Annotated in this window: 17 protein-coding genes and 1 pseudogene; 16 read left to right on the top strand and 2 right to left on the bottom strand. The window is 67.9% G+C overall.

Annotation, left to right across the window (positions count from 1 at the left end):
- Positions 1-36: 36 nt before the first annotated feature.
- Together RM788_RS33605 and RM788_RS33610 are read right to left on the bottom strand one after the other, a co-directional pair.
- A complete protein-coding gene (locus tag RM788_RS33605) occupies positions 37-822 on the bottom strand; it encodes a GAF and ANTAR domain-containing protein (RefSeq protein WP_315922622.1) in 786 nt (261 codons plus the stop codon).
- Positions 823-829: 7 nt separating this feature from the next.
- On the bottom strand, positions 830-1,378 hold the full coding sequence (locus RM788_RS33610) for an STAS domain-containing protein (protein ID WP_315922624.1): 549 nt from the start codon (positions 1,376-1,378) through the stop codon (positions 830-832).
- 155 nt (positions 1,379-1,533) lie between these two features.
- Here RM788_RS33610 and RM788_RS33615 point away from each other — a divergent pair, with 155 nt between their 5' ends.
- From RM788_RS33615 to RM788_RS33690, 16 genes and pseudogenes are all read left to right on the top strand, one after another.
- Positions 1,534-1,860 (top strand): hypothetical protein, encoded by a 327-nt coding sequence (locus RM788_RS33615; RefSeq protein ID WP_315922626.1) that lies wholly within the window; start codon positions 1,534-1,536, stop codon positions 1,858-1,860.
- A 372-nt stretch (positions 1,861-2,232) separates the two neighbouring features.
- Entirely contained in the window at positions 2,233-4,149 is a 1,917-nt protein-coding gene (locus RM788_RS33620) for a ParB/RepB/Spo0J family partition protein (RefSeq protein ID WP_315922628.1), read from the top strand.
- Positions 4,150-4,362: 213 nt separating this feature from the next.
- Positions 4,363-4,668, top strand: a complete 306-nt coding sequence (locus tag RM788_RS33625; protein ID WP_315922630.1) for a hypothetical protein — start codon at positions 4,363-4,365, stop codon at positions 4,666-4,668.
- Between the two features lie 92 nt (positions 4,669-4,760).
- On the top strand, positions 4,761-5,810 hold the full coding sequence (locus RM788_RS33630; protein ID WP_315922632.1) for a DUF4192 domain-containing protein: 1,050 nt from the start codon (positions 4,761-4,763) through the stop codon (positions 5,808-5,810).
- A 356-nt stretch (positions 5,811-6,166) separates the two neighbouring features.
- Positions 6,167-6,559, top strand: a complete 393-nt coding sequence (locus tag RM788_RS33635; RefSeq protein WP_315922634.1) for a hypothetical protein — start codon at positions 6,167-6,169, stop codon at positions 6,557-6,559.
- Positions 6,560-6,581: 22 nt separating this feature from the next.
- Positions 6,582-8,444: a hypothetical protein gene (locus tag RM788_RS33640; protein WP_315922637.1), complete on the top strand. Its 1,863-nt coding sequence runs from the start codon at positions 6,582-6,584 to the stop codon at positions 8,442-8,444.
- Between the two features lie 224 nt (positions 8,445-8,668).
- Positions 8,669-9,259, top strand: a pseudogene (locus tag RM788_RS33645) (Crp/Fnr family transcriptional regulator); the annotation flags it as partial.
- A gap of 120 nt (positions 9,260-9,379) precedes the next feature.
- Entirely contained in the window at positions 9,380-10,858 is a 1,479-nt protein-coding gene (locus RM788_RS33650; protein WP_315922639.1) for an ATP-binding protein, read from the top strand.
- Positions 10,858-11,415 (top strand): hypothetical protein, encoded by a 558-nt coding sequence (locus RM788_RS33655; protein ID WP_315922641.1) that lies wholly within the window; start codon positions 10,858-10,860, stop codon positions 11,413-11,415. The genes RM788_RS33650 and RM788_RS33655 overlap by 1 nt, the downstream gene beginning before the upstream one ends.
- 192 nt (positions 11,416-11,607) lie before the next feature.
- Positions 11,608-12,765 (top strand): DGQHR domain-containing protein DpdB, encoded by a 1,158-nt coding sequence (gene dbpB, locus RM788_RS33660; protein ID WP_315934827.1) that lies wholly within the window; start codon positions 11,608-11,610, stop codon positions 12,763-12,765.
- Positions 12,766-13,354: 589 nt separating this feature from the next.
- Positions 13,355-13,726 (top strand): hypothetical protein, encoded by a 372-nt coding sequence (locus RM788_RS33665; protein WP_315922643.1) that lies wholly within the window; start codon positions 13,355-13,357, stop codon positions 13,724-13,726.
- A 470-nt stretch (positions 13,727-14,196) separates the two neighbouring features.
- On the top strand, positions 14,197-14,724 hold the full coding sequence (locus tag RM788_RS33670) for a hypothetical protein (RefSeq protein WP_315922645.1): 528 nt from the start codon (positions 14,197-14,199) through the stop codon (positions 14,722-14,724).
- Positions 14,725-14,751: 27 nt separating this feature from the next.
- Complete coding sequence (locus RM788_RS33675; RefSeq protein ID WP_315922647.1) at positions 14,752-15,186, top strand: DUF4326 domain-containing protein; 435 nt, start codon at positions 14,752-14,754, stop codon at positions 15,184-15,186.
- Between the two features lie 20 nt (positions 15,187-15,206).
- A complete protein-coding gene (locus RM788_RS33680) occupies positions 15,207-16,238 on the top strand; it encodes a hypothetical protein (protein ID WP_315922649.1) in 1,032 nt (343 codons plus the stop codon).
- Positions 16,239-16,313: 75 nt separating this feature from the next.
- On the top strand, positions 16,314-16,955 hold the full coding sequence (locus RM788_RS33685; protein WP_315922651.1) for a hypothetical protein: 642 nt from the start codon (positions 16,314-16,316) through the stop codon (positions 16,953-16,955).
- 131 nt (positions 16,956-17,086) lie between these two features.
- Positions 17,087-18,163, top strand: a complete 1,077-nt coding sequence (locus RM788_RS33690; RefSeq protein WP_315922653.1) for an AAA family ATPase — start codon at positions 17,087-17,089, stop codon at positions 18,161-18,163.
- Positions 18,164-18,229: the final 66 nt, after the last annotated feature.

The raw sequence follows: 18,229 nt of genomic DNA on the forward strand, positions 1-18,229 counted from the left end.
CCGGCACGCCGTCGTCGGGTTGCCGCGCACGCGCCGTCATATCGTCTCCTCGGTCAGGTCGAAACGCACGCGTCGCGCCACCACGTCGGCGGCGAGTTCGCCCAACGGCCGCTGGTCGGCGAAGGCCCGTCCGCGCAGGGCGGCGAAGGCGTCGGCCATCCCCACCTCCAGTTGCGCGGAGATCATCCCGGTGGCCTGATGCACCCGCAGGTCGTGCAAGGACAGGCTGTCACCCAAGTCGTGGTCGGCGCCACCGAGTCCGGCCCGCTCGTCGAGCAGCAGCCGCAGGGCCAGCCGGGCGAACGCCAGCGCGTCCGTCAGCGTCGTCGCGTCCAGTGATCCGGCCTCGGCCCGGTGCAGCACCAGTGTGCCGGCGTGGATCGAGCCGACACGCAACGGCAGCGCGAACAGCGCGCGGGCACCGGCGTGGACCGCCAACGGCGCGAACAGCGGCCACCGACGCCCGATCGCCGCGGTGTCCAGATCGGCCACCAGCACAGGACCACCGACCCGCCCCGCGTCCACACACGGCCCTTCACCGACCGTGACCTGGATCTCGGCCAGCTGCTCACCCAGCAGATCGGTCGAATGCAGCGTCTCGGACCACCCTTGGGAGGTGTCCACCGTCAGCGCGGCGCCGCTCACGCCGAGCCGGGACACGGCGGTCTCGCACAGCAGCAGCGCCGATACCGATGTCGCGCGGCTGTCGGCCCGCTCGGTGACCCAGGCCCGTACCCGGGCGAGGCCTGCGTCGTCGTGGCGGCCCACCATGTCGATCGCGTCACTCCTCCGGCCGGGCCTGTCGACGGTGGTCGTCCTCACCGGCGTGCTATCGAAGTCCGATCAGGGGCCAGGACCGCATCGGGATGTGGTGGAGGTCGGGGTACACGTCCAGCACCAGGTCCAACCCGGTGATCCTCAGCGACCACAGGACCGCGCGAGCGGTGGCGACCACACTGAACCCGATCTCCACCAGACTCGCGGCCTCGCGGAGCTTCGCCAGGATCGTGAGACCGGCCGCGCCGAAGAAGGTCACTTCGGTGAGGTCCATGATCACATCCGGGCCGCCGTGGTGGACGTGCTCGTGAACGTGTTCCCACAGGTAGGGGGAGCTCGCCATATCCACCTCCCCGCGGACCACGAGCACGACCGCGCCCGGCTGGACCAATCGGGGAGTGACGTTGAGCAGTGTGGGAGCCGATTGGGAGGGCGCTCGGTGCGCAGTCCAGGGCGACGGAAGAACGGATATCCGACAGGGGACGGCGGCGGTCACGGAGGTTCTCCTCACCAAGCCGTGGCGTCCGCGGGGTCCAGGCGGGCGGGAGAATTGATATGTACGCAGAGTAGAGGCCTGGGGGATGCGCCCACAAGGCCGCACCCCTGCGGCGGCCGGTTACCCGTAGCACGTCGTCAACCGCACGACCGACCCTGCGCGATCCCGGTGTCGCCCTTGGCCCGTTTCTGCCGTATTCCGGCCGACCCTCAACAACAGACGTCAGCGGACAACGGACACGAGTGAATGACCCTCATAACTTGTCCGCCCGGTATGGACTACTCGATCCCGACACCACGATCACGCCCTACGAGCAGACGATGACCTCCCGCGGAGCGGTCACCGCCCACCGGGTGGCCGATCAGCTCATCGCCGTCGTCGCCGACCAGGACGCCGACATCACTGCCTTCCTCCCCAAGGCCTACCTTGCTCGGCTGCACGAAGCCGTCGCGTTGGTCCGCCGGCACACCGGACACGAGGTGCTCGTGCACGACGCTTACGCGGCGGCACCGGGCGTCGGCTACCAGCGACAGGTACTCGCCGCCCTACGCCGGTCTCAGATGATCCGAAGCGACAGCATCACGTAGCGACAGCCTGCCAGCGATGCGTGCCTGACATCGCCCTCGCTCTCAACGCCAGGCTGGCTGACAAAGCATCAAGCCGCGCAAGGCCTGCGCCGGCACACCGTCACGTCACGACCAGATACGGCACCTCGATGTGGATCGGGTGCCCGACCTGACTGCCGATCGCCCGAAAAAGAAAGAACCACCTCCCGACCAGGTTTGACGGGACGCGCATGCCGCCGGGCCCGGTATGCGCCGCGCAGCGTGCCCCACCGGGGTCGGGGTGTCCAGCAAAACCCGCTGGACACCCCGACCCCGGCAGGGCAGGACTGCGGACGCACCACCGGACCGAATCGGCGGCTACCGCGCCCCGCTCGCAACAACTCACTTTCTTTCATGACAACGGCTTACCGAATTTCACCTCAGGGCAGCGCTCTGCCCGAACACCCGGAAGAGGTCTCCACGATGACTGCCACCCTCGGCAACACCACGCTCGACAGCGCCTCGGACATCGTCGAACCGGAGGACGCCACCTCCGAACAGGCCTACCCCTTTGTCCAGCGAGGGGTCGATCCGCAGAAGTTGCGCGCGGTCGGCAACTCCCGCGAAGTCGGCGACATCCGCGCACGCCGCCCCGAGTTGGTGGCATCCTTCGCCGAGCACGGCTCGAACCCGATGGTCTCCATGATCAACGTGGCGATGGATCCCGACGGGGTGCTGCGAGTGCTCGTGGGCTTTCACCGCACCGCGGCCGCGGTCGCGGTCACAGAACTGGAGAACCCCGACCTCCTCATCGACGTCCTGGTGCACGCACCCGGCACCACCCGCCAGGACGTGTTGGTCGCCCAAGGACTGGAAAACCTGCACAGGGAGAGCTTCACCCCGGCCGAGGAAGCCGGTCTCTACGGTCAACTCGCCCTCGAAGGGCTGGACGAGGAAACGATCGCCCGCAAGCTGAGCCTGCCCGACACCCAGATCCGCGCCGGCCTCGCCATCGCGTCCAGTGTCCGCACCCAGACCGCCGCCACGGCCCTGCCCGATGCCGACCTGCTGCTGCTGGCCCAGCTCGCCGAGTTCGGCGACGACGAGGAGGCCCACCAGAAGCTGGTCACCGTGTTGCACAACCAGCCCCGCAGCTTCGACTGGACGATCGGGCAGTTGCGGCGCGACCGGGAACAGCGCGCCGAGCAGATCCGACAAACGCACTTGCTCCTCGACCAGGGGTGCACCCTCATCGAGGACGAGGACGACCTACCCGAGGGCGTCGTACGACTGGACGAGTTGTGCGACAAGGACCTGCGACCGCTCGACCCGCAGGGGCACGCCGACTGTCCGGGGCGTGCGCTCTCCGTCTGGGTCGATCGCGACTTGGAGGTCGACGTCGTCGAGTTCTGTGTGGACCCCGCCGGTTACGGCCACCAGAGCATCGTCACGGCACGCGTCGCCGTCGCCGAAGAGAAGCTGCGATCCGACGGCGTGCCGATCGTCGATCCCGACGGTGACGGGAATGCCGAACTGCGCACCCTGTTCGCCGACTCCCAGGCCGGAGACGTCCTCACCGTCGACGAGCACGCCGACTGCCCCGGCCACGCCGCCTACGTCGACTACGACGACTACCGCGAGACCGCAGAGGTCCACTACGTCTGCGTGAACTTCGCCGCCCGCGGGCACGTCCTGCGCGCCACGCGGGTCGTGCCGGTGCAGCCCGAGCGCGACGCCGTATACAAGGCGGCCGAGATCAAGCGGGCGGGGGTGAACAATAAGGCCTGGCGTGAGGCCAAGACCGAGCGCCGGGAGTGGCTGATCGGCTACTTCGCCGACTGGCGCGGCACCAAGGCCAAGGCGAACCCCAAGTCCAAGGCCAAGATCAAGGGGATCAAGTTGCCCGCGCGGGTGCACCACTGGCTCGCGCTCGCTCCCGTGCTGGCCAGTGACTACCTGGCCGAGGCCGCGCCCGCGCACCGCTACGCCTGCACGCTGCTCAAGCTGCCCGAACCCAAGGACAAACGGCGCGAGCACAACCCGCTGGTGGAGCACCTTCGCAAGCAGACCACCACCGAGAACCAGGCCGTCGCCATCCGCCTGGCCCAGATCATCGGCGCCTGCGAGCAGCACTGGGACCTCGAATACACCAAGGAAGCCAGTGCCAGTTGGCGGGACCCCAGCAAGAACACCCGCTACTACTTCGCGCTGATGGAAGCGTTGGGCTACCCCCTCTCACCGGTCGAGCGGCTGATCAACAACCCCGAACTCGACCACGAGAAGTGGCCCCACCTCATCCCCACCGAGCAGGCCGACCACCAAGCGGCGTGACCTCCGCCGCTCCCGCCAGCCGGGCCCGCGCCCGCTTCCCCCGGCGCGGGCCCGGCTTCCCGGTCTCACCCGGCCGCCGAACACGCACCGACTGTCGACGGCCGGGTGAGACCACCACGACGACGAAGGAGAAACCCCGTGGCCGATGCCCGACCGCCTTCAGGGCCCGACCTGCTCGACTCGATCCGCAGCACCGATCCCCGCGTCGACCTTGTGATCGCCGCCTTCATCGAGCAACGCCTCGCTTGGACGAGCGATGACCCCGTCGATCAGGTGATGCCACTGGTGCTGCAGTCGATGGCCGAGAGCATGTACGTCATCGGTGCCCACCGGCTGCTCCAACGACTGGACACCCTCGTGATCCGCGAGTGGGTCGGCAAGAACGGCGAAGACGCCCTCTTCGTGGTGATGAGCCGTGTCGACGATCGGGTCCGCGAGTTGACCTACCAGCTTGAGCAGGTCCGGACCGCGCTGCGGTTGACCGATGAGCCGGGAACCGGCGAGTCCGACGTCACCTGACCGCGTCCCTGCTCGGTGAAGGCCACAGGCAGGCCCGTACGTACCCGACCGCGTATGACCGATCCACCACGACTACGAAAGGAATCCCACCGATGAGTGTCACCCCATCCGCACGCGTGCTCGGTGAGCCGCGAGACCTGATCGCCGCCATTCCTCATCTGCTGGGCTTTCACCCCCACGACTCTCTCGTGCTCGTATGCGTGAAACACCGGCAGACCGTCGCCTCCCTGCGTATCGACCTGCCGCCTGCCCGACACCGACAGGCACATGCAGTCCAAGCCCTCGACATGGCGCGAGGCCAGGACGTGGACGGCATCCTGCTGTTCGTCATCGGCGGCGGAGTCTGGGTGTCCTCGGCGAGCGAACTGCCGCACAGCGGATTGATCGAGGTGATGAAGCAGACCGCGACCTCCATGGGAATGCGCACCATTCTCGCCGTATGGGCAGAGTCCACACAGGCCGGTGCACGCTGGCACGGCTATGACAGCCCCGACTGGACCGGAACGGTACGCGACCCCAGCACTACCGCGCTCGCGGCGGCCACCGTCGCCGCCGGCCTCGTGACGTTTACCAGCAGAGAAGAGTTGGCCGCGCAGCTCGCGCCGGTCGCAGACGAGATCATCGCCCGCAGGGCCGTACTGTTGGACCACTCACCTGCTTGGCGGCCCTCCGGTCCCGCTGCTTCCGCGGCGTTTCGGTCAGTACGCGACGCCGTCGCGGCCGGAAGTGACCGTCGCCACCCGCTTGAGGACGGTGAGGTCGTGGAGCTCGCACGAGCACTGTTCGACCCATCGGTTCGGGACGCGTGCGTGAGCTTCGCGTTCGGGCCGAGGGCTGAGACCGCTGAGCGGTTGTGGCTCGAACTCACACGCGGCTGCCCGACCTCCGTGCGTGCCAATCCCACCGTCCTGCTGGCCTTGTCGGCCTATATCCGCGGCGATGGAGCGCTGGCCTCCCTCGCACTCGATCACGCACTGTCCGCGGAGCCGCGCCACAGGCTTGGCACCTTGCTGCGCACCTCCGTGGACGGTGGGCTGCCCGACCGGATCGTCGCATTCTTCCATGATTCCTCAATCGCGGAAACCGAACGTCTTCTGAAGTCCCCCGGTGAGCAGGACACTCGAGGACAGATTCACCGGTAGTGGACACAGCATCGGAACCCATCGGGTTCCGTTGAGAGTGCTGGAAAATTGATCGCTGTAGTCAGTAGAGGTTCCAGTCCCGCCACTGCTATGACGTGTCAGAACAGCCTTCAACCCCTGCTCATGATCTGTCCGGGCGCCGCTGCTGTGAGAGTCACGATCGGCTGAGTGCGATCGGGCCATCCGAGGATCGAAATCCCGTCCGAGGTGCTGCGTGGACGCGGTCATGCCAGCAGAAGCCCCGCAGTGCTCCAAGGGCGCCTTCGGCGTCGCTACGCGAGGCCGCGCCCCCTTGGCCCACCACGGCGCTCCCGCTACGGCACTGCCCGTCCACGCAGCACCAGACGGGAGAGCCCATGCCTGTGACTTGTAGAAACCGCAAACGTCATGCCGACGATGCGCCGGCCGTGCACGACAGTGTCGACGCGGTACGCGCCTGCTTCCTCGCCGAACAGATCTGGACCTGCGACTGGCAGGTCCCTGCTCGCAACGACGAGGACGGCGAGGACTACGCCGTGGACTGTGGCGGCCTGGCGTGGTTCTTGCCCGATGACCGTGGCTACACCTGCGAATACGGCCACGAACACATCCACGCCGAGGTGCGCCGGCGTGAGCGCTGGGACTACGCCGCCGACCCGCAGGAAGCCGGCCTGCTCGCAGGCCGCGGTATTCAGCCCGTCGCCATGAACGGCGGTGGCATCGATATCGACCCCCAAGCGATGCGTTACGCGGCCTCACTACCCGGCTGATTCCCCACCACAGCAACAAACCGTGCTTCTCGCGGTCGGTGGCCACCCGCACATCGGTGGCCACCGACCGCATCTTTCGCTCGACCCCACCGTGAAGGGCCCGATCATGCCTCCAACAGCCGATCCCACTGTCGCTGTCGAACTCACTCTGACCGACGGCCGCCTCATCCATGTTCGCTCGGTGATCGCCAAGCGGGTCCGCGGCGTCGATGCCGATGGCGACCCGCTTGTTCCACTGGGCGAGACGGACAACCCGATCCGCGACGAAGACGGCGAGTACTTGATTCCGCTGACGACCTGCTGCCAGGCCAGTGGCAAAGGAAGCGGTTCCGGCACTGGCGTGGTGTGCCGCCACTGCCATCAGCAGGTCGACGCCAAATACGGAGGCCGCGGCACCCTCACCGCGGCCGTTGTGACCGACACCCCCGGTCAGCGAGCCAACGGACTCACGCCCCTGCTGGTCCAGCGTGCTCTCGCGACTCACGCCACGTCGACCGCGCCATGGGCCTCTGTCGAGGACGCGCTGTCGGTGTTGCGTGAGGACACCAGGCCACCCACGAACGTGGACAGACAGACCTGGCTCGACGGCATCGACGAGACCCTCAGCCTGCTGCGCACCGCCACGACTGTGCTGCTCTCACCGGCTCGGCACTTCCTCCTGATTCACAGCCGTGTACTGCGCAACCGTCCGCTGAAGTGGTACGTGGTGCACGTCGCCACCGGGGTGCACCTGCCCCAACTCGGCGTACTCGAACTGCAGAACAGCACCAGCCCGCAGGGAGCCGGGATGGACCTGTCCGAGCAGGCTGTCATGGACTACGTCAACTGCGTCGAACGGTTGCCCGGTCGACACGGTGGCCCTGTCGACTGGAGTGCCGCGGCAACCGACCTGTGGGCCGGACTGAGCCGTTGGCAGGATCCGCTCGCCGAGCATGACGGCCAGGACCTCGACGGCCCGCAGCGCGGTAGCTCCCGTGTGAGCACCGCCGCCCGGCAGTTGCACCGCGCGGCGGTGCTGCACTCCTTGGCCGCGGACCCGGCGGTCGACCTCACGGCCGAGACCGTTCAACAAGTGATGCTCGATCTGCTCGTCGAGGCGCTGCCACCGGTGTACGGCCGAGATCCTGCCGGACCGGCGATCCACCTGCGCGACTTCCTGCGCCGGCTCAACGGGGGCCGCCGCCGCAACCGCTCCGACACCCGCACCCCGGAGGCATGCCACGGTGACACCCGCACCGCCGCAGTGGTGACCCTCGCCGCGTTGACAGCGTTCGGCGGTGACCCCCGGACGGCCGTGCACTCACTGCGCGAACATGCCGCGCGATTGCCCAGCGAGCAAGACTGGTATGCCACCGCAGACAGGGTGGAACGCCTGCTGCACGCCGCACTACTGATCGGAGAGCTGTTCTCACCCGAACCAACCGAGCGCCAACTGCTACGTCACATCAAGCTCGGTGACGTCATCACCATCCTGCGTCCGAAGCCCGCACCGCTACGTCATCCCATCGACCGCGTGGTGCAAGTGATCGGCCCAGTGCAGTACCTGGAATTGGGAGTCGTCAACGGCGCCGAGCAGTTCGTCATCCCGGTCAGCGACCTCACCAACCAGCCGCCGAAGCCAGCGATGCTGGTGATCACACCCGGCAAGTCGTTCACGCTGATGATGCTCGACCCGCGCCCGTGGTCCAACACGGTATCCATTCCCGCGGCGGCGCTGGACCGGTGGGCGATCCTGCCCGCCGATGCCGCGGGCATGACCCAAGACGTGCTCGCTGACCGTGTCCGTACCGCATCACGTCGCGCCGCTGACGCCTTCGACAAGTCCGACACAGCTACCGAGCCGGCCACCACCGCACCGACCTCGCCACAGCAGCCCACGAACTGACCACCAGCCCTCTCCGACGGTCGCTCACGCCGGCGGATCCGAGGCGGAGAAGCCATCTCCCGTGGTCGGCCACACCACCGCTCACCCGCCACCCGCGGCGAGCTGGCGCGCTCCGCGTTGTACGTCACCACCCCACCGATCCCGCCAGGAGGCACATGATGCCCACAGCCGGCACTTCGGCCGTCGACCCGATCCGCATCCTGCTTGACTCCATCGATGAGCGCGTCCAGTTCCCGCGCGGCCATGTCATCTTCGCGGCGGGCGAGCCGGGGGACCGTCTCTACGTCATCGAGTCCGGAAAGGTGAAGATCGGACGCAGGTTGCCCAGCGGCCGTGAGCACCTGCTGAACATCTTCGGTCCGTCCGACATGTTCGGCGAACTGTCCCTGTTCGACCCCGGACCACGAACCGCCACGGCCACCGCGGTGACAGCGGTGCACACGGTCAGCATGGACCGCGCCGCGCTACGTCAGGCGATCGGCAGCAGGCCCGAGATCGCCGAGCAATTGTTGCGGTCGCTGACTCGCCGACTGCACCAGGCCAACGCTATGACTGTCGATCTCACGGTCACCGACGTCGCAGGCCGTGTGGCCAAAACCCTTCTGCGGCTCACCGAGCGCTTCGGCAGCCAGGAAACCGGTCTGCTGCGGGTCACCCACGACCTGACTCAGGAAGAGATCGGCCAACTCGTCGGCGCCTCGCGCGAAACCGTCAACAAGGCCCTGGCCCATTTCACCGAACGCGGTTGGTTGCGACGGGAGGGCAAGGGCGTGCTGATCCTCGACCCCGAGCGCTTGGCCCGCCGGGCGCGCTAGCGGTGTCGACCACACCAATACAGAGCACACGCCACCTGTGACGCGGTGGGCCGCAAGTGCAGCGGGCAGCCCACCGCAGACCACCGCCACCATCCACCCACTCCGCCAGGGAGTTCGCCGATGTCCACCGTCCACACCGTGTCCCTGACCGGCTTTCACGGCCACGTATCCACCCTCACCGCCACCACCACCGTAAGCACCCCCGCGATCACTTTCATCGGGGGACGCGTCCGCGGTGAACTCGAACTGCGCGAGCGAGTGTTCGCCGCCCTGACCAACTCCGGCTGGTCGATCCGGCACCACGCCGTCGAGGTAGATCTCGGCACGGCGGCCACGCCCTGCGCGGCCGCGGTGGCCGTCGCGATCCTCGCCGCCACCGCGGACATCCCCGCACACCGGTTGGCCGGTACCGCGGTGCTCGGCGAAGTCGGCCTGGACGGCAGCCTGCGCGCCACCCTCGGGACGCTGCCCGCCGTGCAGACCGCCCGCGCACACGGCGTTCGCCGGGTCATCGTGCCCGCCGCGGTACTCAACCAGGCCTCGCTCGTCGACGGGATCGAGGTGCTCGGCGCACACTGGCTGACCGAGGTCACCGCCTGGTTGCGCGGAGACGACACCGCACTCCACTCGTTCGTCGCGGCCACCGCAACCATGGTCGACGATGGGTGGCCGCCGACGCGGGCACTGGCGGCTCCGGTGCTGAGCACGGTCGAGATCGCCGCCGCCGGCGGCCACCACCTGCTGCTCGACGCCGTCGACAGCGCGGGCACCTTCCTGGTCGGGCAATGGCTGCACCACCTGCTACCCGACCTCACCACCGCCCAGCAACTCCAGGTCGCCGCGATCCGGTCGCTCATCGGCAACCTCACAGAACCCGTTCTGAGCAGCACCGCGCACCTGGTGATCGCCCACCACGGCAACACCCTCGCATCGCTGGTCGGTGACGCGGTGCCCGGCGCGGTCAGCAAAGCCCACCACAGCGTGCTGGTGGCCTGCGACCTCGACCAGTTCAGCAGCGCCGCGCTGAAGGTGTTGCAGCACGCGCTACTTCAGCGAGAAGTCACCATCGCCCATGGAGGCCACTCGCTGCACTACCCGGCCGGCTTCCAGCTGTTCGCCACCCGCATCCGGACCCTCGACAGCCGACAGCCACAGCGCGCGACGCCGCTGCTGGACACCATCGACATCCGACACACGCTGACCACAGCCGCCGCCGTATGGGGCCGGCGGCCCGACGCCCACGAACCTGATCAACTCGCTCGACTCCGGGCACAGGCCAGGACTCGGGTCGGCTACGCACGGGCGCGCGCTGCGGCCCGCTGGAGCAGCATCACCGGGGCAGTTCACAACGGACGTGACGTCACCAACACCCTCGTATCGCACGAGGTGCTCTACGCCCTGCCCGAGACCATCGCAGCGACCATCCATTTGCGACAGATCCTGGGTGCCCGCTTCCTTTCCCCGCGTGACCACGACGTCGTCGTGCGATTGGCGTGGACAGTGGCTGATCTCGCCGACGCCGATCTGCCCGACCGCGGCCACGTCGAGCGAGCGCTGGCACTGCGGCAGCCTGCGGCTGCCACGCGGGAGGTGCGGTGATGCCTGGACCCGTGTCCGCGTTCGACCCGCCCTACCGGGAGTTGTATGTGCGTGACGTCGGTGATCTCGGCGACGCGTTGGTCGGGCACGGGCTGCGCAGGGAATTCGAGCAGCAGGTCCGTGCCCGACTGCCCGAGCTGATGATGAAAGCCATCACCCGCTGCTGGACCCGCTGGTCGCAGGTCTGGGTCGTGCAATGCGGCGGAGACACCCGCAACAACCGGGTCATCCTCGCCGGAGGACAACCACACACCATCGTCGAGCTGACCCTGCCCTACCTACAGCGCTACCAGGTGCGCACCCCGATGACCGACACCGACCGACTGTTGGCCGCCTTGCAGGCCGACTACCCGCAGGGCACCCCCACTCGTGCGCTTGCCGACGCTCTCACCGGTGTGCTCACCGCGTGGACGCACCACCGCGGTCAACGCCACACCGGGGTGCCCTTGGCCCAGATCGACCGGGCCATCGCCGAACCCCTGCGACCACTGCTGGCCGCGTGGCTGCATGGCGAGCAGATCACCGACTCCGACGACCAGCAGTGGCGCCTGCGTTGACCGAACCTTGGTTCCAACCAGTAGGGGATCCCGCACCCCGTACCGCCCGCTGCGGCGGGCGCTCTCCGCCCCCGGCTGAGTGCGGACCTCCACCCGGAACTCCCACTCCCCACGGGACCGATTCACGTGGTCGAAGCCCGATGATTCCTCCGCCTGCTCGGCAACGCACAACGCCGAAAGGACGTGCACAACATGAAGCAGACCCAAGCGCAAGCCGCGCCCGGCAGCGCCGACGGCGCCGTCCGCCCCGTCGACAGCAACGCGAACCCCAACGAACTGCGCGTCCCCGCCATCGAGATCCAGCAGGGCAAACGCCGCATCTACACCTTCGCGGTGGACGGCACACAGGTACACGAGTTCGCGGCCGTCTCCCGCATCCGCCGCGACCACGAACAGCTGCACGGCTACCAGCGACCCGAAGCCCTCGCTCACGTCCGAGCCATCCGCCGCTACCTGGAGTCCGCGGACGCCATACTGCCCAACGCCCTGGTCCTCGCCTTCGACCCGACCGTGCGCTTCATCCCGCGTGAGCCGACCGCCCCAGGGGCGTTCGCGACGCTCGGTGAACTGGTCATCCCGATCGATCTCTCCCTGCCCCCACACCAGCGATCCGCGTGGATGGTCGACGGCCAGCAGCGCGCCGCCGCGCTACGCGACGCCGACCTGGACAGCTTTCCCGTGGCCGCGGTCGGGTTCATCAGCGACGCCGTAGCCGAGCAGCGCACGCAGTTCATCCTGGTCAACTCGACCAAACCGTTGCCCAAGGGACTCATCCACGAGCTGTTGCCCGACACCACCGGGCCTCTGCCACCCACGCTCGCGCGGCGCCGATTGCCCGCCGAGGTGATGGTCCGGCTCAACACCACCGGACCGTTCGCCGGACGCATCAAGTCGCCGACCGCCCCCGACGGGTACATCCAGGACACGAGCGTGATGAAGATGATCGAACACAGCCTCCACGATGGCGCGCTGTATCACTACCGCGACACCGACGGCACCGGCGACATCAAGCGCATCATCGTCCACCTCAATGCCTTCTGGTCCGCGGTGCGCGACACCTGGCCCGAAGACTGGGAGCTGCCGCCCCGCCGATCCCGGCTCACCCACGGCGTGGGCATCGCGGCCTTGGGCTACGTCATGGACGCCCTCACCGACGGCATCACCGCCACCGAGCTCAGCCCGCACCTTCTCCGGGAGCGGCTGGAATGTCTACTTCCGCATACCGCGTGGTCCTCTGGCCACTGGAACTTGCGTGACGAGCAGTGCTCCTGGAACGGGCTGCAGAACACCACTAACGACATCTCCCGCTTGGCGCGCCACCTTCAACGCACGCTGCCAACAACTCGATGACGGCTCACGCCAAGCATCAAACCAGTGATGACGAAACCCCGAGCTTCCGGTCGCATCAATGGTGACGAGGAGCCACTGAAGAAGCGGCCGGACATCCTTTGACAGCAACCGTCACGGTGCAGACAGGACGTAACCACATGCGAGAAATCCGAGCGGCGGCCGCAGCGGATATCGCTGCCGATGCCACCCGCGCCGCCGACAACAGCTACCGCGAGTCCGCCGCTGTCGCGGCTCTCACCGGCGTGCCCTCACGCCGGAAGAAGAAACCGACGCCCGTGAGGAGGCGGCAGGGGAAGCGATCACGTCGCGGTCGATGGTGTTTTTGGCGGCGATACCCCCGAGTACGTGAGCATGCTGTTCATCACCGCGCGCATCCGCAATTTCTGTGTGGACGGCGGGGAGTTGGCCCGCAGCCACCTGCAGGCACACGGGGCGCTCGCCACCCCCGACCGCGTCGAGTTCATCGCCGGACAGTTCCGCACGCTGGCCGAGGTCTTGGAGACCTCCGAGGTGGACCTGCTCGACGAAGGCCGCACCATCGCACAACTGCGTGTCTACGCCGATTCCTCGACCAGGAAAGGAAAGCTACGTGAACGACTCCACCAGCACCCCGGACAGCGCCGACACGACCGATGGCCCGGCTCTCAGACCCCGGCCACTGATCGGGCGCCGCACAGGGCCGGACGGGCGCAAGTTCCCGTGGGGCCCGATCACCGCGGTCCACGAGATCGGGCCCTACGCGATCGTGGAGTACCGCCGCGACGCCAGCAACACCTCCAAGAGGGCATGGGCCGATCACGGCAGCACCTACTTCCACCCCTTCATCGACGGACGCGACACCGGCCTCGGTCTGGAGTCCCTGGACTCGGCGTTGGTCCACGCGATCGGATACCGCGCCGAAGGACCCAACGGGAGAGCAGCCGACTACTTCATGGTCATGATCGGTGGGGTGCCGTCGTGACGTGAACGTCTCGTCCAGAAGGTCGATGCCCGCACCTCGACTACCGCAGCGGCGGGATCTCACCCGACCGACCGCATCGCCGGCGCACGTGTGAAGCCCGGTGTTGAACGACGCGAAGAAGAACCTGAGAAGCCACGGGTCCTGGGGCGGTGGGGCGGCTGCACTCTGCCTTGGGAGGGGGGAAAGGGCAAGCCAGAAAAGACGGCTTGCCCTTTCCCCCCTCCCAAGGCCGAACGAGTGCGCCCCACCGCCCAGAACCCACGACGTTGTGGGCCGCGCGGCGGGGAGCCCGAACTCCGAGTCCGAAAGGGACAGCCACGATGACCACGACCGACCTCGTCCTACGACCCACCACCGACCTTGACACACCACCCGCCCGTGAACCGGACACGACACCGACCTGGCCCGAGGGACTCATCGCGAGAGCGGACGCGCTACTCAGCGGCGGTTTCGCCCAAGTCCTCACAGCCATGGCCGAGGCTCTCGAGCTCGTCGATCAGGCCGAAGAGGAGATCCAAGCCGCCCGCATCCGACACCCGCGGCACGCCGACCGGATCTACCACGCTTTTCCGCTACTCGTGCCGAGCGCGGCGCTGGAGCGGCTGGAGTCCGAGATGGTCTACCGCTCCCACTGCCGCGAACTGCTCGACCGCGTCGCCGCCGGCACCGACACCGATACCCGGCCCGGTACCGCGGCCGAAGTCTGCTGCGCGATGCTGCACACCAGCCTGCTCTCGCCGCTGACCTCCGCGGCCACAGGCCTGTACATGCGAATGTGGCAGGCCGCCCGGTTCCCGGAGCTGCCCGAGTTCACCGAGGCCCGCCACCACCACGAGGCCTTGGAGAGCACGGTCATCGACGACCACGAGCAGCTCGCCCGCCGCAAGCTCACCGTCGCGGACCGTCGCCTGGGCGCCATCGACTGCCCCGGCCGCCACCACGGCGACGAAGTCGACTGCGCCTACCGGCCGATCGGCCAACTCGCCATTGACATCTGAGCACACGAACGCTCCGACGGCGCCATCGTGCTGCCCGACCCGGATCAGACAGAACGACAGCGCTCGGCCGGCCCGCTCGGCGCGCTGTTGCAGGACAGGGCAAAGCTGCACTGGATGGAGGAGGAGCACACGATGTCGCACCTGCTGGTCGTCCACTACAAGTACGCCCGGTACGACATCTACATCGGTCGGGGATCGAAGTGGGGCAACCCTTTCGTCATCGGCACAGACGGCACCCGCGAGCAGGTGATCGACCTCTATCAGCAGTGGCTGCCCGACCAACCCGAGCTGATGGCCGCGCTCGGTGAGTTGACCGACAAGACACTCGGGTGTTCCTGTGCGCCCCGAGACTGCCACGGTGACGTTCTGGCGCCGCTGGCGGCCCGCGTGCCCGTCCTCAGTCCCTGGGGACCCGTGCCGCATCCGGCTGGCGGACTTCCCGCGGTCAGGGCGCCGTTCTGAGCCCGTCGGTCGATCCAGCAGTGACGGCTTCGACAGCGTCGGTCATCGACGCCGATCTCGCTCCCGATCGCACGTCGGCGGCACTGGTCCCGACGGCCCGTCGGTCCGAAGCGGCTACCGGGGGAGACCTCACCGAGTCCGAAGCCCCCGTCCTGAAGGAGACAGTCATGTCCCCCGTAGCTCTGCCTCCCGGAACCATCGTCGAGATCCGCGGCCCGCAGTCGCCTGGCGTCCACCATCCGATCGAGCGAGCAGTGATCATCCACTCAGCGATGACCTGGGTCGTTGCCTACTTCCCCGGCGATGCGGGGCGGTTGGCCGATCCCGCCGATCCGGCGTCGATTCGCGTGCTGAGCACCGGCGACGTCCTGGCGTACCGCAAGTTCGCCGACTGCGAACCCTCGTGGGTCATCGCCACGTGGAACCACCTCACCCAGTCGGGGCCGGGCCTGCTCCAAGCTCCCCAGGCCGTCCTTGTGTGGCAACACGCTGCTGTGCTCGCGGCACATCAACTCGAGACGAAGGCCACATCGGTCATCACGCGTCAGCAGTTGGAGAGCTGGGCTGGACGAGCGTTGACCGACCAGGACCTCGACCGGATCACCGAGGCGCTTCCGTACTCCTTCGTCCCTGAGGGGATCGCCACGATCGTCGGCGGCCTGGACAGGCGCGACGCCAAACCGGCCGCAGACCTGCGCGGCAGCATGGCCGACGGCTACGACAGCGACCGCGTGAATCGCATCCTCGGACGCGTCGGCAAAGCATCAGGGCTGCGGATCGTCTGCGTCTGGGACTACCACGACGCGATCGGAGTCGGCGGCGACTCCGACTTCTACGTGATCGTCGACGGCCGGTTCCATCACTGCGCCGGTGATCTCTGGCGATGGTTGAACACCAGCCCCGACGATCCCGATGCCCCCGCAGTCCCAGGCCCACCCGCCACCTGGGTGGGCGCACCGGCCGAGTTCGGAGTCAGCCGACTCCGCTACCACGACGGAGCCCACAACCACGCGATCCACGAAGACATCGACGGTTCCGGCGCCGCCGAGTGAACCGCACGGCCGGGCACGACCAAGCCCCGGTGCCAACGACCCCCTGTTCGCCACTGTGTCGAGGAGAACTGCGTCATGCCCGCCTACATCCGCAGGACCGTCAACCCCGGCGACCGGGTGACCGTCGCGATCCAGTACAGCGACCGGCCCGTGCTGCGGCCGTTGATCGGCGCCCTGCGCACCGTCGAGATCACCGCCGACCGGCGCGCGATCATCTACGAGGACGACGGCAGCCGCTACCGGTTCAACGGCCGCGTCGCCCCCGCCGTCGCACTGGTCGAAGCCTCGATCTTCACCGAACCCGCGACCGGGCGACTCTGGGCCGAGACCTACCACCTGCCCACCCGCGACCCAAGCCCCTACCCGCTGCCCGCGTCCTACGCGGCCGTCGCCGAACCCGACGGCAATGGCGGCATCGCCCGAATGCTGTCGTGCCGCTGCGGGCACGGCTGCGCGTGCCCCGGCTGCGGGCAGTCCACGATCAGCCTCGCCCGCGGACTGGAGTGGTGGTACCAACCGATCGACACAGGCGCGCAGACCTTCCCATGGTGTCGACCACCGTCCTGCCCGGCCGCGGAGCCATCCACCCTTCCGGACTGTTGCGCGATGCCGATGATGCTGGCCCCACCCGGTTGGGTGTGCCACCGCGAAACCGCCCACCGGCGCGACTTCCGCTGGCCCGCGCCGGCCGACCGCGCCGGGCAGACGCCCACTTGAGATCGGCACGCCGATCACCAACCTGCACGGCCGCGACCGTCGGTGACCTGTCGCCGACGATCGCGAAACCGGACCGAAGTGATCTCGCCGCACCCCACACCATCCGCACTGTTCTGCGAAAGCGAGCGTTCATGCCTGCGTGCACCATCGTCGTCTCCGGCGGCCGGTTCCGCCTCTACGACGACTCCGTACAGACCTTCGACCGGCTGCCGGTGGCGACCTACGCCATCGACTTCTCCAAGATGACCGGATACAGCCTCCACCAGGTCACCCCGCTCACCCCCGGCCAGGAAACCGTCTACGGATCCCACGTCCGGCGTGTGGACCGCATCGTGCGCGCCTACGAGACCATGGATCGGTCCCTGGGCGTGATCCTGTCCGGCGACAAGGGCATGGGCAAGTCGCTCATGCTCCGGATGCTCGCCGAACAAGCCCGCGAGCAACTGGGGCTGCCGACGATTCTCGTCCAGCACTCGACCCCAGGGCTGGCGTCCTTTTTGGACGAACTCGGCGAAGTCGCCACCGTGTTCGACGAGTTCGAGAAGGTCTTCGCGGGAAGCGGTGAGGGTGAGTCGCAGAACCAGTTCCTCGGCCTCTTCGACGGACTCAGCGTGACCAAGCGCCTCTACGTCCTGTCGGTCAACTACCTGGGCCAGGTCAACGAATTCCTGCTCAACCGCCCCGGCCGCTTCCACTACCACATGCGGTTCGCCTACCCCGACCCCGAGACGGTCGCCACCTACCTGCGCGACCAAGTACCGGGCATCGATGGGATCCAGGTCGACGAGGTCGTCGAATTCTCCCGGAAGTTCGACGTGAACTTCGACCATTTGCGCGCCATTGCTTTCGAGTTGCGCCGCAAGGAACCGTTCGCGGAGGTGATCGGCGACCTCAACATCAAACGCAACGAACGCGGCGGCTCCATGGTCGAGGCCCGCATCACCCGGCAGGACGGCGACGCCGACGTCATCACCGGTGCCATCGACCTGTTTGAACGCGACCTCCTACAGACGATCGAGGACTACGACGGCGGCGTGCGGTTCCGCATGCGTGACGCCGTGTCGACCCACGAGGGCTACCTCCTCCCGGCCGGTGCCTTCGAGGTCATCGACACGCGCAGCGATGCCACGAAAGCCCAAGCGGGTGACCTGCCCGCCGTCGTCTCCGTCCTGATCAGCCGCGCCCGCAGAACCCCGATCGACTTCTGAGGCAACCGCCGTTCGACACACGCACCGATTACTCGCCTCTCACCATCCGATGCGGCTCACGACTAC

This window comes from Umezawaea sp. Da 62-37 (genome assembly GCF_032460545.1).
Lineage (GTDB): Bacteria > Actinomycetota > Actinomycetes > Mycobacteriales > Pseudonocardiaceae > Umezawaea.

Excerpts from the sequence above, each read along its gene's own strand:
- RM788_RS33650 (WP_315922639.1), top strand. The coding sequence starts at position 9,380 with ATGTCCACCGTCCACACCGTGTCCCTGACCGGCTTTCACGGCCACGTA.
- RM788_RS33655 (WP_315922641.1), top strand. The coding sequence starts at position 10,858 with ATGCCTGGACCCGTGTCCGCGTTCGACCCGCCCTACCGGGAGTTGTAT.
- RM788_RS33690 (WP_315922653.1), top strand. The coding sequence starts at position 17,087 with ATGCCTGCGTGCACCATCGTCGTCTCCGGCGGCCGGTTCCGCCTCTAC.
- RM788_RS33620 (WP_315922628.1), top strand. The coding sequence starts at position 2,233 with ATGACAACGGCTTACCGAATTTCACCTCAGGGCAGCGCTCTGCCCGAA.
- RM788_RS33670 (WP_315922645.1), top strand. The coding sequence starts at position 14,197 with ATGGCCGAGGCTCTCGAGCTCGTCGATCAGGCCGAAGAGGAGATCCAA.
- dbpB (WP_315934827.1), top strand. The coding sequence starts at position 11,608 with ATGAAGCAGACCCAAGCGCAAGCCGCGCCCGGCAGCGCCGACGGCGCC.
- RM788_RS33630 (WP_315922632.1), top strand. The coding sequence starts at position 4,761 with ATGAGTGTCACCCCATCCGCACGCGTGCTCGGTGAGCCGCGAGACCTG.
- RM788_RS33635 (WP_315922634.1), top strand. The coding sequence starts at position 6,167 with ATGCCTGTGACTTGTAGAAACCGCAAACGTCATGCCGACGATGCGCCG.
- RM788_RS33685 (WP_315922651.1), top strand. The coding sequence starts at position 16,314 with ATGCCCGCCTACATCCGCAGGACCGTCAACCCCGGCGACCGGGTGACC.